The organism is Actinomycetospora atypica (genome assembly GCF_042653685.1).
GTDB classification, from domain to species: domain Bacteria; phylum Actinomycetota; class Actinomycetes; order Mycobacteriales; family Pseudonocardiaceae; genus Actinomycetospora; species Actinomycetospora atypica.
Genome location: NZ_JBHSIV010000012.1, coordinates 132,405 through 147,159, shown reverse-complemented (window position 1 = coordinate 147,159; position 14,755 = coordinate 132,405). Strand labels below are relative to the sequence as shown.

Genomic DNA, 14,755 nt, shown 5'->3' with positions numbered 1-14,755 from the left:
GTGCACAAGGTCCTGATCGCCAACCGCGGCGAGATCGCCCGGCGCCTGCTCGACGGGGCGGCCGCCGTCGGGCTCGACGCCGTGGCGCTGCGGGCCGCCGACGACGACACGACGGTCGGCCCTGCCCTCCCCGGCACCGGACCCGCCGCCTTCCTCGACGTGGCGGCGGTCGTCGCGGCGGCGCAGGACGCGGGCGCCGACGCGGTCCACCCCGGCTACGGCTTCCTGTCCGAGAACCCCGCCCTGGCCCGGGCCTGCGCGGACGCCGGCCTCGTGTTCGTGGGGCCGTCCCCGGAGACCCTCGAGCTCTTCGGCGACAAGCAGCGCGCGCGGGCGCACGCGGAGTCCCTCGACGTGCCGGTGCTCGACGACGACGGGACCACGCCGATCGTCGTGAAGGCGGTCGCCGGGGGCGGTGGCCGCGGGATGCGCGTCGTCCGGGACCGGGGCGTTCTCGACGAGGCCCGGCGCGCGGCGGCCGCGGAGGCGCGCGCCGCGTTCGGCGACGACCGCGTGTTCGTCGAGCGCTACCTCGAGGGCGCCCGCCACGTGGAGGTCCAGCTGCTCGGGGACGGCACCGACGTCGTCGTGCTCGCCGACCGCGACTGCAGCCTGCAGCGCCGCCACCAGAAGATGGTCGAGATCGCCCCGGCTCCGGACCTTCCCGACGAGGTCCGTGCCCGGCTCCACGGATACGCGTACCTCCTGGGGATCTCGGTCGCGCTGCGCGGGCTCGCCACCGCCGAGTTCCTGGTCGCCGGCACGGACGTCGCGTTCCTCGAGGTCAACCCGCGCCTGCAGGTGGAGCACACGGTCACCGAGGAGGTGCTCGGGATCGACCTGGTGGCGGCCGGGTTCCGCGTCGCGGCGGGCCGGCGCCTCGCCGATCTCGGGCTGAACGCCGAGCCGCGCGGGGTCGCCGTCCAGGCCCGCGTGTGCGCCGAGACCCTCGGGCGCGACGCCTCCGTCCGCGCCCACGGCGGCACGCTCACCCGCTTCACCCCGCCGTCGGGGCGCGGTCTCCGGACCGACACCCACGGCCGGACCGGGCTGACGATCGACCCGCGGTACGACTCGCTGCTCGCCAAGGCCGTCGCGCACGACACCGACCTGCCCGCCGCGCTCGCCCACCTCGACCGGGCCCTCGGCGCCTTCGACCTCGACGGCGTCCCGACGACGATCCCGGTGCTGCGGGCCCTGCTCGCGCGCCCGGAGGTGCTGACGCCCGACACGGGCCTCGTCGAGCGGCTCCTCCCGGAGATCGTTCCCGACGAGCCCGTGGGTCCCGGAGCGAACGGCACTCTCGCTGCCTCTATGCGCGCGAGAGTGCCGTTCGCTCCGTCCGGGGAGACCCTCCGCGCAGCGACCGCCGGCACGGTCGTCGCCGTCGAGGCCGGACCGGGGACCGTCATCGCGGCGGGCGCGGCGGTCGTCGTGCTCGAGGCGATGAAGATGGAGCACGTCCTCGCCGCGCCGCGGGCGGGGTCGGTCACCGCGGTGGCCGTCGCGGTCGGCGACGTGGTGGCCGAGGGCGACGTCCTGGCCGTCGTCGACCCGGACACCGACGACGACGCGGCCACCACCGAGACCACCGCCGCCGACCCCGACCACGTCCGCCCCGACCTGGCCGAGGTCGGCGACCGCCGCCGGCTCACCACCGACGACGCCCGCCCCACCGCCCTGGAACGCCGCCGGGACGCCGGGCGCCGGACCGCGCGGGAGAACGTGGCCGACCTCTGCGACGAGGGCACCTTCGTCGAGTACGGCGCCTTCGCCGTCGCGGCCCAGCGGGCCCGGCGGACGCTGCAGGACCTGCGCGAACGCACCCCCGCCGACGGCATCGTCACCGGGATCGGCGCGGTCGACGGACGGCGCTGCGTGGTGCTGGCCTACGACTACACGGTGCTGGCCGGCACCCAGGGCGTCCTCTCCCACGCCAAGACCGACCGGGCGCTGCAGCTCGCGCTCGACCACGACCTGCCCGTCGTGCTCTTCGCCGAGGGCGGTGGCGGGCGGCCCGGCGAGACCGACACGATCGCCGTCGCCCAGCTCGACGTGCCGACGTTCGCCCTGTTCGCGCGGCTCTCGGGCCGGGTCCCGACGGTGGCCGTGGTCGCCGGGTACTGCTTCGCCGGCAACGCGGCGCTGGCCGGGTGCGCCGACCTCGTCGTGGCCGTCGAGGGCGCGAACCTCGGGATGGGCGGCCCGGCGATGATCGCGGGCGGCGGGCTCGGGGAGGTCGCGCCGCGCGACGTGGGCCCCACCGACGTGCAGGTGCCCAACGGCGTGATCGACGTCCTCGTTCCCGACGAGGCGGAGGCCGTCGCGGTCGCGAAGCGCTACCTCGCGCTGGACCGGGCCTCGTCCGGGACCCGCCCCGACCAGCGGGCGCTGCGCCACGTCGTGCCGGAGAACCGGCTGCGGGTCTACGACGTCCGCCGAGCCGTCACGGTCCTCGCCGACGAGGGGTCGCTGCTCGAGCTGCGCCCGGAGTACGGGGTCGGGGTGGTCACCGCGTTCGCCCGCATCGCGGGGCGGCCCGTCGGGCTCCTGGCCAACGACCCGCGCCGCCTCGGCGGCGCGATCGACGCCGAGGCCGCGGAGAAGGCGGCGCGGTTCCTGCAGCTCTGCGACTTCCGCGGGCTCCCGGTGGTCTCGCTGTGCGACACCCCGGGCTTCATGGTCGGCCCGGAGGCCGAGGCGACCGCGACCGTCCGCCGGTTCTCCCGCATGTTCGTCGCGGGGGCGAACCTGCGCGTGCCCGTGGTCTGCGTCGTCCTGCGCAAGGCCTACGGGCTGGGTGCGATGGCGATGGCGGGCGGGTCGATGCGGGTGCCCGTGGTGACGGTGGCGTGGCCGAGCGGCGAGTTCGGCGGGATGGGACTCGAGGGCGCGGTGGCGCTCGGGTACCAGAAGGAGCTGGCCGCGCTCGACGACGAGGCCCGCAAGGCCCGGTACGACGAGCTCGTCGCCGCCCTCTACGAGCAGGGCAAGGCGCTCTCGGCGGCCGAGGTGTTCGAGATCGACGACGTGATCGACCCGGCAGACACGGCCGCCGTGGTGCTCGCGGCGCTCGAGGCGGCCGAGGGACCGCTCCCCCCGCGGCGCGCGATCGTGGACACCCGGTGAGCACCCGCGAGGCGATCCTCGCGGGGGCGCAGGACGTGCTGGCCCGCCGCGGGGTCGAGGCGGCGTCGATCGGCGAGCTGGCCGAGGCCGGGGGTGTCACCCGCCCGACCGTCTACGCGCACTTCCCCGGCGGGAAGGCCGAGGTCGTCGCGGCGCTGGTCGCCCGGGTCCGCGACGACGTGCTCGCCGCCCAGGAGGTCCGCGACACCGACGAGCCGGAGGCGATCGCCCGCCGGGCCGTCACCGACTACCTCGACCTCACGGTGCGCCACCGCCGGGTCCTCGACGTCCTCGCGCACCTGGCCCGCACCGACCCGGCGTACGCCGCGCTCCAGGACGAGCTGCTCGACCGCATCCACCGCCGCAACGCCCGCTTCCTCGCCCGCCTCGCCGCCGACGGGCGGGCGACCCCGGTGATGGCGCCCGAGCACGTGTCCGAGGCGATCACCGGGATCGTCCGGCGGTTCGCCGAGCGGATCGACGACGACCCGGGCGTGCACGACGAGCTCGTCGAGGCCGCGGTCGCGGCCTACCTCGCGCTCGGTGGCCTCCGGGCTTGAGTGTGCCGCGACGGCATGCCGTCTCCTGCCCGGCATGCTCACCGAGAACCCACACCTGACCACTCTCGACCGCCTCGGCGGCTGGTGGGGTCTGGTCGGCACGGGCGCCCCGCAGGTGGTGTTCGCCCTGCTCACGACCGTGACCTCGCTTCCGGTGACGGCGGGCGTCTCCCTCGCGGTCGCCGTGGCGCTCGGCATCGTCCGGAAGGCCCGCGGGGAGCCCACCTCCACCGCGCTCGGCGGGGTCCTCGGGGTCGGCGTCGCGGCGGGCATCGCGGTCTGGACCGGATCGGCGAGCGACTACTTCCTCGTCGGGATCGTCGGGTCGCTGGTCTGCCTCGTCCCGGTCGCCGGCTCCCTCGTGATCCGCCGGCCGGTCACGGGCCTCGTCTGGAACGCGATCCACGGTGGCGGCCACGCCTGGCGCGACGACCGCGTGTCCCGGCGTGCGCACACCGTCGCGACGACGGCCGCGGCCGCCATGTTCGCGACGCGGGCCGCGGTCTCGGGGTGGCTGTGGTGGATCGACTCGACCGGCGGCCTCGCGCTCGCCCGGATCGTCCTGGGCGTCCCCTTGACGGCGGTGGTGGCGATCGTGGTCTTCTGGGCGTTCCGCCGCACCACCAACCGTCTCGTCACCCCCGCGCGGGTGGCGTCGCAGCGAGGGCCCCGATGACCTGGAGCACCCGGGAGATCGCCGAGCTGGCCGGCACGAGCCTGCGGAGCGTGCGGCACTACCACCAGGTGGGGCTGCTCCCCGAGCCCGAGCGGCGGTCGAACGGCTACAAGCAGTACGGCGTGACGCACCTGATCCGGCTCCTGCGGATCAAGCGGCTGGTCGACCTCGGCTTCGGCCTCGCGCAGATCGCCGAGCTCGGCGACCGCGACGAGTACCCGGAGGAGGCGCTGCGGGCGCTCGACGAGGACCTGGCGGCGCAGATCGAGCGGTTGCAGCAGGTGCGGGCCGAGGTGGCCGGCATCCTCGCGTCGCGACTCCCGACCGACCTCCCGGCGGAATTCGCCGTGGTCGCGACGAGTCCCCTCTCCGAGTCCGACCGACGGCTCACGTCGGTCATGGGGCGCCTGCTCCCCGAGGACGAGCGCACGAGCTACGCGGAGCTGCTGACCGCGGACGCCCGGATGGACACCGACCAGGAGTTCGACGATCTGCCGCCCGACGCCGACGAGTCCCGCCGACAGGACCTGGCGGAGCGGATGGTGGCGAGCCTGCACGTGCTCCAGGAGCGCTATCCCAGGATCTTCTCGCTCGGCTCCTCGAACCCGCAGCGGTACCGGCGGATCGTGGAGCAGGTGTCCCAGGAGGTGTACAGCCCCGCCCAGCTCGACGTCCTGCGCCGGATGCGGAAGGCGTACCGCGCGGACGCGGCCGAGCGGGGCTGACCCTCCGCCGACCCTCCTACGCCTGTCCGCCGAGATGGTCGGCGAGGAACTCCCCCGCCTCCCGGAACATCGTCATGAGGTTCTCCGGGTTGACGAAGGCGTGGCCCTCGTCCGGGAAGACCCGGTAGGCCACCTCCACCCCGCGGGCCCGGAGCCGCTCGACGACGTTGTCGGACTCCGACTGCTTGACCCGCACGTCGTTCGCGCCCTGGAAGATCATGAGCGGCGTGACGACCCGGTCGAGGTGGGTGATCGGCGACCGGGCGAGCATGTCCGCCTCCTGCTCCGGGACGTCGGGGTCGCCGACGTAGCGGAACCAGTTGTGGCGCAGGCCCGGACGGACCGCCTCGGGGAAGCTCCGCATCGTGGCCGCCAGGTCCGACACCCCGACGTAGTCGACCGCCGCCGCGAACAGGTGCGGGGTGACGGTGACCCCGACGAGCGCCGCGTAGCCGCCGTAGGACCCGCCGAAGATCGCGACCCGGCCCGGATCGGCGTACCCGTGGGACACCGCCCACTCGACGGCGTCGACGAGGTCGTCGTGCATCGCGCCGGCGAACTCCCCGATCCCGGCCTGCATGTGGGCCCGCCCGAAGCCGGTCGACCCGCGGAAGTTGGGCTTGAGCACGGCGTACCCGCGCGTGGCGAAGTACTGACCGAAGAGGTCGGTCCCCCACGCGTCGCGGAACCAGGGCCCGCCGTGCGGCATGACGATCATCGGCGGTGGGGCGTGCTCCTCGGGGTCGTGCCCGACCGGCAGCGTGAGGTACGAAGGGATCTCCAGACCGTCCCGGGCGGTGACCGACGCCGGGAGCATCGGGGCCAGGGACGCCGGGTCGACGCGTCCGAGGGGCCGGAAGAGCAGGCGGGACTCCCCCGTGGCGTGGTCGTGGATCCAGGACGAGGGGTCGCGGTCGTGGACGAACGACGCGACCCAGTAGCGGCCGGACTCGTCGGACGACACGGACCCGAGGTCACCGTGGGACAGGCCCCCGAGCGCGGCCAGGACCTCGGCGAAGGCGTCGGTGAGGGGCCGGATCGTCTGGCGCTCGCGGGAGTACCGCACCCCGATGAGCTCCTCCGTGCGCCGGTCGGTGACGAGCGTCGGCGGCATCAACGGAGAGACCAGCGCGGTGGTGTCGAGGTCGTGGGTCGGGTGGCCGTCGACCACGGTCTCCTCCCCCGTCGCGAGGTCGAGCCGGGCGAGCCGTAGCCGGTCGCCGTCGCCGTAGCTGCCGACCCACAGGCCGCGCCCGTCCGGGGTCGGCCAAGTCGGCGGGCCGTAGGGGTGGTCGTCGCCGGCGAAGTCCGCGACGTGGCGCAGGGCCCCGTCGGGCAGCCGCTGCCGCAGCTCCCAGCCGTCGTCGGTGACGGCGATCCCGTAGATCTCGCGGGTGCTCGTCGCGAACCAGGAGTTCCCGTCGGTGCCGTCGGCGAGGACGGTGAGCTCGCCAGTGGCGACGTCGATCTCGCAGAGGTCGATCCGGCCCGGGCTGCGGTGGTTGAGCAGCACGACGACGGAGCCGGGCAGCCCGGGGACCTGGGTCAGCTGCCAGACCCGGGCGCCCGGGTAGGGCGTGAGGTCGACCGCTGCGGCGTCCGGGTCGTCGAGGTCGACGCGGTACACGTGGTGGTTCTCGTCGCCGTCGTCGTCCTGCAGGTAGAGCAGGTGGCGCGGGTCGTCGGTCCACCGGTAGTCCAAGACGGCACGGCGGTCGTCGGCGGTGACCCGGCGGGCCCGGGACAGGTCGAGGTCGTCGACCCCGTCGAACGGGACCACCCACACGTTGAGCCGGGTGCGCCACGGCGCGAGGAACGCGAGCCACCTCCCGTCCGGGGAGATCGTCGGGCGGGCGTACTCGGGCGGGGCGAACAGATCCTCGACTGACACGGGCACGGGACGGACGGCGGAGCGGGTCATGGCGCCAGCAGAAACGATGCCGTCGGGGCACCCTCAAGTCCCGGTGTGACGTGCGCCTCCCCGACTGGAGCGTGCCGCGACGGCACGGCCGACGGTCGCCACCATGGTCACGACCTACCGACGAGGCCGACAGCTCTCCCGGTGGATGGTCGACCGCCGGGCCGAGTTCGCCCGACCCGGGATCCGGTGAGACCGTGCGGTCAGTAGCGATCGCCTACCTCGCCTCCCACGTCCTCAGCCTGCTCGGCAACGGCATCGCCGCGGTCGCACTGCCGCTGATCGTCCTGCAGATCACGGGAAGCCCGGCGAGCGTCGGCGCGGTCTCGGCGGCGACCGCCGTGCCCGCGCTCGTCGTGGGGCTGGCCGCCGGACTCGTCCTCGACCGGGTCAACCGCCGGACCTGCTCGATCCTCGCCGACGTCGTCTCCGCCGCCTCCGTCGCCGCGATCCCGGTGGTCGACCTGCTGTGGGGACTGGACCTGGGATGGCTCGTCGGACTCGCGATCGTCGGGGCCTTCGGCGACGTCCCGGGCATGACCGCCCGCCAGGTCCTGGTGCCCGCCCTCGCCCGGCACACCGGACTGGGCCTCGAACGCCTCGTCGGGCTGCGGCAGGCGACGACCTCGATGGCGCTGGTCGTCGGCCCGGCCGCCGCAGGGGCACTGCTCGCGGTGTTCGACGGCTCCACGGTCCTGTTCGTCACCGCCGCCACCTCCGGCGCCGCCGCCCTGCTGACGCTGGCCGTCCCGCACCGCTACGGCCGCATCGAGGAGGCCGTGACCGAGCGGACGTCGATCCTGGCCGAGCTCGGCGCCGGGGCCCGCGTGCTGCGGCGCAGCCGGTTCCTGAGCGGCACGGTCGCGCTCACCCTCGGCCTCGCTTTCGTGATCGGCGGGCTGCAGGGGCTGGTCCTGCCGGTGTACGTCACGACGATCGCCCGGCCCGACCTGCTCGGTCTCGTCCTGACCGCGCTCGCGGCGGGCATGCTCGTCGGGACCACCGCCTACACCGGCGTCGGCAGCCGGGGACGACGAGGCCTCTGGGTCGGCGTCGCCCTGATCGGCACCACCGCGGGGCTCGGGACGATCTCGACGCTGGCCTCCCCGGCGGTGGTCCTCGTCGGCGCCGCGATGCTCGGGCTGTCGAACGCGCTGGTGGGGGCGGTGCTCGGCGTCCTGCAGGCCGAACGCACGCCGGAAGGCGTCCGGGGCCGGGTGCTGAGCCTGCAGAACGCGCTGCTGGTGGTGGCCGCACCGGCGGGGATCGCCGTCGCCGGTGTGGTCGCCGAGGTCGGCTCGCCGGTCGCGGCGGGGGTCACGGTCGTCGCGGTGTGGGTGGCGGTGCTCCTCGCGGTGGCCGCGTCCGGCGCCCTCCGGGGCCTCGACCCGGCCGGTCAGGCGATCTCCTCGACCTCCACCCCGACGATGCCGCGGTAGAGCTCCGGCGTCCCGGTCACGACCGCCCAGCCCCGTTCCACGGCACAGACGCGTCCGCCGATCACGGGGTCGGCAGGCCCGGCAGCCCCCACCGGGCGCGGACGGCGTTGAGCTCCGCCACCGGCGGTCTTCCGCCCAGCACGGCCGCGAGGCGCCCGAGAGCCTCGGACCTCTCGGCCTTCGCCCGCATCGCCTCCGCGACGTAGGCGGAGACACTCGGGGCCTCGCCCCCGTCGACGGCGGCCCGGGCGCGCGCGACGAGCTCGGCGGGGAGGCTCACCGTGATCCGCTCGGCACTCATACTCCGAGCGTACTGCCCTCATACCCTCGTCGTCCGGCACTTACGGGCCTCCGAGCAGCACGGAGGTCCGGCGGAACCGTGTCCGATCGACACGGTCGTGCCGGAGGCGCGCACGTCCCCCGGCCGGACGAGCGGCGCGTTCGTCACTGTCGAAGGTGACGAGCGGCCCGTTCGTCCGGTCGGGCGGGCTACGCCCGGTCGCGGCAGACTTGCAGCGCCCCTGCCACGTCGTCGACCACCCGCACCCCGGGCGGCAGCGCCGGGCGGTCGACGAGCACCACGGGCACGCCGAGCTCCCGGGCCGCGGTCAGCTTCGCCTCGGTGGCGCCGCCGGAGTCCTTGGCCACCACGACGTCGACCTCGTGGCGGCGCAGCAGCGCCCGCTCGTCGTCGAGGGCGAACGGGCCCCGGGCGAGGACGAGCTCGGCCCCGGGCGGCAGCACGTCCGGCGCCTCGATCGACCGGACCACGGCGACCGACGTCCCGAGGAACTCCCCCACCCCCTGCCGCCCGATCGCGAGGAACACGTGCCGGTAGCCGACGACGGCGACCGCCGCCGCCCTCGTCGTCGGGACCCGGATCCAGTGGTCGCCCGGGCCCTCGGTCCACCCGGGACGGCGCAGGACGACCAGCGGGACACCGGTCGCGGCCGCGGCGATGGCCGCGTGGTCGGTCATGCGGGCGGCGAACGGGTGGGTGGCGTCGAGGAGCAGGTCGACCTGCCCGAGCGCGGCGGCCAACCCCTCGACGCCCCCGAACCCGCCGGTGCGGACGTCGCCGGCCGGGAGGCGCGGGTCGCGGGTGCGCCCGGCGAGCGAGGTGGTGACGACGACGCCCGGCTCGGCCGCCAGCGCGTCGGCCAGCTCCCGGGCCTCCGCGGTGCCGCCGAGGACGAGGATCCGCCGCGCGGTCACGGGCACCCGCGGGAGCGAACGGCACTCTCGCTGCTTCTATGTGCGCGAGAGTGCCGTTCGCTCCGGCAGCCAAGGGCGCTCACCGCTCGCGCGACGCCGAGTAGAGGTGGCTCTCGCAGCCCTGCTCCAGGCCCACGACCGGCCCGACGACGATCACAGCGGTCCGCCTGATGCCCGCGGCCTCGACCCGCTCGGCGATGTCGGCGAGGGTCCCGCGCAGCACCACCTCGTCGGGCCGCGACGCCCGGGCCACCACGGCGACCGGCTCGTGCGGCGGCCGGTGCGCGAGCAGCTTCCCGACGACCTCGGCGCACCGCTGGACCGCGAGGTGCAGCACGAGCGTCCCGCCGGCGGCGGCCCAGACGTCGAGCGACTCGCCCTCGGGCATGGGAGTGGCGTTCGCGGCGTCGCGGGTGAGCACCACCGACTGCCCCACCCCGGGCACGGTGAGCTCGGTGCGCAGTGCGGCGGCCGCGGCGGCGAAGGCGGGGACGCCCGGGACGATCTCCCAGGGGACCCCGGCCTCGTCGAGCCGGCGAGACTGCTCGGCGACCGCGGAGAACACGGCGGGGTCGCCGCTGCAGAGGCGGGCGACGTCGTGCCCGGCCTCGTGGGCGGCGACCAGCTCGGCGACGATCTCGTCGAGGGTCATCCGGGCGGTGTCGACCTTGTGCGCGCCGGGCGGGCACTGGCCGAGCAGGTCCTCGGGGACGAGCGAGCCCGCGTAGAGGCACACGGGGCTCATGGCGATCGCCCGGAGGCCGCGCACGGTGATGAGGTCGGCCGCGCCGGGTCCGGCGCCGACGAAGCGGACGGTCACGGGATCCTCCAGGGGGGCGGGGTCGGCGGGGGCACGTCGTGGACGTCGGGGCTCGCCCGGGCGCCGTCGTCGCCGACCCGCAGGATCCACTGCGTCACCGGGGCGAGGGCCTTCCACCCGAGGTAGCGCCCGACGGGGGCCGCCCGCGACACCGCGATCCGGCGGATCGTCCCGCCGTGCTCGGCCTGCGCGGCGGCCAGGGCGGCCTCGCCCTCGAGGGTCACCGCGTTCGCCACCAGCCGGCCGCCGGAGCGCAGCGCGCGCCGGCAGACGTCGAGCATGCCGGGCGCGGACACCCCGCCCCCGACGAACACCGCGTCCGGCGCCTCGAGTCCGGCGAGCACCTCGGGGGCCCGGCCCCGGACCACCCGCACCCCGGGCACGCCGAGGGTCGAGGCGTTGGCGGCGATGCGCTCGGCCCGGTCGGCGCGGTCCTCGATCGCGACCGCGCGCGCGGTCGGCTCGGCGCGGCACCACTCGATGCCGACCGAGCCCGCTCCCCCGCCGACGTCCCACAGCAGCTGGCCCGGCAGCGGGCGCAGCGCGGCGACCGACAGGGTGCGCATCTCGGCCTTGGTGAGCTGGCCGTCGTGGGCGTAGGCGTCGTCGGGCAGGCCGGGGGCCCGGCCGAGGAGGGCGTCGTCGGGCAGCGCCGGGCAGTCGATCGCGACGACGGCCAGCGGGTCGCCGTCGGGGGCGCTCCAGGCGCGGGCGGTCCCCTCGACCCGCGACTCGTGCGCCGCGCCGAGCGAGCCGAGCACGGTCAGCCGCGCCTCCCCGTAGCCCGCCCCGACGAGCAGCGCCGCGAGCCGGCCCGGCAGCGCCCCGGAGTCGGCGAGGACCAGGAGCCGCCGCCGTGGGGCGAGGGCGGCGCGCACGGCCTCGACCGGCCGCCCGACCGCGGAGAGCACGACGACGTCCTGCTCCGCCCAGCCGAGCCGGGCGCAGGCCAGCGCCACCGACGAGGGGTGCGGCACGACGACCGCGTCGGGCCGCAGCCGCAGGACGCTCGAGCCGATCCCGAAGAACATCGGGTCGCCGCTCGCGAGGACGACGAGCTCGCCGCCGCCGTGCTGCTCGAGCAGGTGCGGCAGCGACGGGACCAGCGGTGCGGGCCACGCCTCCCGGCGCGCGCCCACCGAGGAGGGCAGGAGGTCGAGCTGCCGGGGGGCTCCGAGGACGACCGCGGCCCGCTCGCACGCGGTGCGGGCCGGCGCGGCCAGCCCAGGCCAGCCGTCGGCGCCGATGCCGACGACGGTGACGCTCACCGGAGGCGGACGCGGGACTCGCTGACAGGCACGCCGTGCACCCTAAGGGCCCGCGGCGCCCCGGTCGGGCGTCGGCGGACGTGACGACGGACGCCCCCGGGCTCAGCCCCGGCTGAAGCTCGCCCGCAGGCGCGCGAGCATCCCGGGGTGCGCCGGGGCCTCCGGCTCCGGCTCGGCAGAGGGCTCGGGCTCCGATTCAGCAGAGGGCCCGGGCTCCGACGACCCGGAACCCGCCGACTCCCCCTGCGGGAGCACCACGGTCCCGCCGGCGTGGTCGTCGACCGGGACCCCGACGAGGGGGTCGTCCGAGTCCGGCGGCGCGGGGGCCGCGGCGCGGGCGTCCGGGTCGGCCTCCGAGCCGTCGTCGTCCGCCGCGGACGACGCGTCCTCCATCGCGTGGTGGCCGAAGGGGTCGGCGTCCTCGGGAGGGTTGTCCCGGGTGATCTCGATGACCTCGGTCTGCGCGGCGTCCCGGCTGATGCCGTAGCGCTCCCGGTCGTCGTCGGTGAGCTGCTCGAGGATGGCGGTCTGCGCCTTCTCCGGGAGGGTGTGCAGCACCTGCATCACCCGGTCCTTCCGGCGCCGGACCGCCTTGCGCTCCCCGATGCCCTCGGTCGGGTTGATCTGCGGGTCGATGAACGACTCCTCGGCCTCCGCCGACCCGCCCTGCTTCTTCAGTTCCTCCATCTCCGCCTCCATCTGGGCGGAGTCCTTCTCCTCCGACATCCCGATGGGACCGACGCGGCGACCCTGCAGGAACTGCTGGACCACCGGCTCCTCGGAGGTCAGCAGCACCTCCCGCGGCCCGAACATCACCAGGTTCTTCCGGAACAGCATCCCGATGTTGTCCGGCATCGACCGCGCGGTCCCCAGGTGGTGGGTGACGACGAGGATCGTGGCGTCGAGCTGGGTGTTCAGGTCGACCAGCAGCTGGTTCAGGTAGGCCGTGCGGACCGGGTCGAGCCCGGAGTCGGGCTCGTCGACCAGGATGATCTCGGGGTCGAGCACGAGGGCGCGGGCCAGGCCGGCGCGCTTCTTCATCCCGCCGGAGATCTCGCCGGGCAGCTTGTCCTCCGCGCCGTCGAGCCCCACCAGGTCGAGCTTCTCCATGACGATGTCCCGGATCGCCGACTCGCCCTTGCGGGTGTGCTCCCGGAGCGGGAACGCGATGTTGTCGTAGATGTTCATCGACCCGAAGAGGGCCCCGTCCTGGAACAGGACACCGAACAGTTTCCGGATCTCGTAGAGCTTCGACTCCGAGCACTGCACGAGGTCGGTGTCCCGGATGAAGATCGACCCCTTCTCCGGCTTGAGCAGCCCGATGATCGACTTCAGCAGCACCGACTTGCCCGTGCCCGACGGCCCGAGCAGGGCGGAGATCTCCCCCGCGGGCAGCGTCAGGGTCACGTCGGACCAGATGTTCGCACTGCCGAACGACTTCGACAGGTTCTTGATCCCGACCTCGACCCCGGCCATGTGACCCCTCGCTGCGCATCTCCGCGCGGCACCGGGAACCGGTGCGGGCGGTCGACACCGGCAGGAGCACCGACCCGCGGGGGGCCGGGATCGGGAGCGGACGGCGCGGCGCACAGGGGCGGTCGCATCGTCACTGGAGGCGGTCGCCGGGGCCGGGGCGAGGTCTCATCCGGGACCCGCAGGCTACGCCGTGCGGCCGATCGACGTCGACCGGCCGCGCGGCGGTGCTGCATCAGCCCTTCGAGGCGACCTCGTCGGCGTACTTCTTCGTCATGTGCTCGACGGCCGCCATCTGGGTCGCGGCGTACTCGTCGCGCCGCAGGCCGGCCCGCTCCTTGGCCTGCTGGGTCGACTCGGCGTGCGACACCCCGCCCCAGGTCCGGCCCTGGAAGTGCGGCATGACGTTCTGCGCGAGGAGCTCCCAGGAGCGCTTGGTGGCCTCGGGGTTGGCCCACTCGTGCCCGAGCAGCAGCATCGCGCCGAACCCGCCGGACTGGTCGGCGAGCCGCTGCACCTGCGCCCGCGCGTCCTCCGGGGTGCCGATCGCCCCGATGCCGGCCTCGTTGATGAAGTCGATCATCTCCTTGACGTCGCCGCCCTCGACCCCCATCTGCGGGAACGCCGCCGTCTTCTGGAAGTAGCGGAACCAGTTCTCGATGCCGTACTCGACGTCGCGGTAGGCCTGCTCCTTGGTCTCCGCGATGTGCATGAGGCCGACGAGGCGCCACTTGTCCCGGTCGGGCGCGGGCTGCCCGTAGTGCTCGGCGCGCTCCTCGACGACGTTCCAGTGGTGGGCCAGCGCGTCGAAGCCGTCCTGGGACATCGTCGCGCCGATGTTGAGCAGGCCCACCCCGTGCCGGCCCGCCATCCGCGGGCCGGTCGGCGAGGCCACGGCCGCGACGACGATGTCGAAGCAGGGCTCGGTGTAGGGACGCAGCTGCAGCCGGGCCTCGACGAGGTTGTGGGTCTTGGTCTGCGCGGTGACCGTCTCGCCGGCGAGCAGCCGCATGATGATGTCGAGGTTCACGTCGAGCAGCTCGCGCGTGTCGGTCGGGTTCAGCCCGATCATCGACGAGTCGCTGGGCAGCGAGCCCGGGCCCACGCCCAGCATCGTCCGGCCGCGAGTGAGGTGGTCGAGCAGGACCATCCGGTCGGCCACCCAGAGCGGGTTGTGGTAGCTCGCCGAGGTCACGCCGGTGCCGAGCCTGATCCGCTTCGTCCGCTCGGCGGCGGCGGCGATGAAGATCTCCGGCGAGGCGATGATCTCGCTGCCGGCCGAGTGGTGCTCGCCGATCCAGGCCTCGTCGACGCCGAGGGCGTCGAGGTGCTCGATCAGCTCGAGGTCACGCTGCAGCGCGAGGGTGGGGTTCTCACCGGCCCGGTGGAACGGGGCCAGGAACGTGCCGAAACGCAGCCTGCTCACGATGGGGACTCCTCGACGTCGGTGTCAGCTCGGTCACAGACGCTAAGCGCCCGTCTCCGGGGTGTCCATGCCCCGGCGTCGCGCCGTCACAGCTCCGTCGAACGTT

General features: G+C 74.9%; 11 protein-coding genes and 1 pseudogene. 5 read left to right on the top strand and 7 right to left on the bottom strand.

What is annotated here, in order from left to right:
• From ACFPBZ_RS13905 to ACFPBZ_RS13890, 4 genes are read left to right on the top strand one after another with little or no spacing between them, the layout of a single operon-like run.
• On the top strand, window positions 1-3,129 hold the full coding sequence (locus ACFPBZ_RS13905; protein WP_378036656.1) for a carboxyl transferase domain-containing protein: 3,129 nt from the start codon (window positions 1-3) through the stop codon (window positions 3,127-3,129).
• On the top strand, window positions 3,126-3,689 hold the full coding sequence (locus ACFPBZ_RS13900; RefSeq protein ID WP_378036655.1) for a TetR/AcrR family transcriptional regulator: 564 nt from the start codon (window positions 3,126-3,128) through the stop codon (window positions 3,687-3,689). Before ACFPBZ_RS13905 ends, ACFPBZ_RS13900 begins: the two co-directional genes overlap by 4 nt.
• Window positions 3,690-3,723: 34 nt before the next feature.
• On the top strand, window positions 3,724-4,365 hold the full coding sequence (locus ACFPBZ_RS13895; RefSeq protein WP_378036654.1) for a DUF3159 domain-containing protein: 642 nt from the start codon (window positions 3,724-3,726) through the stop codon (window positions 4,363-4,365).
• Complete coding sequence (locus tag ACFPBZ_RS13890) at window positions 4,362-5,090, top strand: helix-turn-helix domain-containing protein (protein WP_378036653.1); 729 nt, start codon at window positions 4,362-4,364, stop codon at window positions 5,088-5,090. Before ACFPBZ_RS13895 ends, ACFPBZ_RS13890 begins: the two co-directional genes overlap by 4 nt.
• 16 nt (window positions 5,091-5,106) lie before the next feature.
• Here the strand turns inward: ACFPBZ_RS13890 and ACFPBZ_RS13885 are convergent, their stop codons facing one another.
• A complete protein-coding gene (locus ACFPBZ_RS13885; protein WP_378036652.1) occupies window positions 5,107-6,987 on the bottom strand; it encodes a S9 family peptidase in 1,881 nt (626 codons plus the stop codon).
• Between the two features lie 218 nt (window positions 6,988-7,205).
• Here ACFPBZ_RS13885 and ACFPBZ_RS13880 point away from each other — a divergent pair, with 218 nt between their 5' ends.
• Window positions 7,206-8,447, top strand: coding sequence for an MFS transporter (locus ACFPBZ_RS13880; RefSeq protein ID WP_378036651.1), 1,242 nt, complete (start codon window positions 7,206-7,208; stop codon window positions 8,445-8,447).
• A gap of 61 nt (window positions 8,448-8,508) precedes the next feature.
• On the opposite strand, the gene ACFPBZ_RS13875 is transcribed toward ACFPBZ_RS13880, so the two are convergent.
• The 6 genes and pseudogenes from ACFPBZ_RS13875 to ACFPBZ_RS13850 form a co-directional block, all read right to left on the bottom strand.
• Entirely contained in the window at window positions 8,509-8,748 is a 240-nt protein-coding gene (locus tag ACFPBZ_RS13875) for a ribbon-helix-helix domain-containing protein (RefSeq protein WP_378036650.1), read from the bottom strand.
• A 188-nt stretch (window positions 8,749-8,936) separates the two neighbouring features.
• Window positions 8,937-9,668 (bottom strand): cobalt-precorrin-6A reductase, encoded by a 732-nt coding sequence (locus tag ACFPBZ_RS13870; protein ID WP_378036649.1) that lies wholly within the window; start codon window positions 9,666-9,668, stop codon window positions 8,937-8,939.
• A gap of 73 nt (window positions 9,669-9,741) precedes the next feature.
• Window positions 9,742-10,482 (bottom strand): precorrin-4 C(11)-methyltransferase, encoded by a 741-nt coding sequence (gene cobM / locus ACFPBZ_RS13865; RefSeq protein ID WP_378036648.1) that lies wholly within the window; start codon window positions 10,480-10,482, stop codon window positions 9,742-9,744.
• Window positions 10,479-11,750, bottom strand: coding sequence for a precorrin-6y C5,15-methyltransferase (decarboxylating) subunit CbiE (gene cbiE / locus ACFPBZ_RS13860; RefSeq protein WP_378036647.1), 1,272 nt, complete (start codon window positions 11,748-11,750; stop codon window positions 10,479-10,481). The genes cobM and cbiE overlap by 4 nt, the downstream gene beginning before the upstream one ends.
• Before the next feature lie 530 nt (window positions 11,751-12,280).
• Window positions 12,281-13,226, bottom strand: a pseudogene (locus ACFPBZ_RS13855) (ABC transporter ATP-binding protein); the annotation flags it as partial.
• A 232-nt stretch (window positions 13,227-13,458) separates the two neighbouring features.
• A complete protein-coding gene (locus tag ACFPBZ_RS13850) occupies window positions 13,459-14,649 on the bottom strand; it encodes an LLM class flavin-dependent oxidoreductase (protein ID WP_378036646.1) in 1,191 nt (396 codons plus the stop codon).
• Between the last annotated feature and the right edge of the window lie 106 nt (window positions 14,650-14,755).

Bases quoted from the DNA above. Each gene is read 5' to 3' on its own strand.
- ACFPBZ_RS13895 (WP_378036654.1), top strand. From the start codon at position 3,724: ATGCTCACCGAGAACCCACACCTGACCACTCTCGACCGCCTCGGCGGC.
- ACFPBZ_RS13890 (WP_378036653.1), top strand. From the start codon at position 4,362: ATGACCTGGAGCACCCGGGAGATCGCCGAGCTGGCCGGCACGAGCCTG.
- ACFPBZ_RS13875 (WP_378036650.1), bottom strand. From the start codon at position 8,748: ATGAGTGCCGAGCGGATCACGGTGAGCCTCCCCGCCGAGCTCGTCGCG.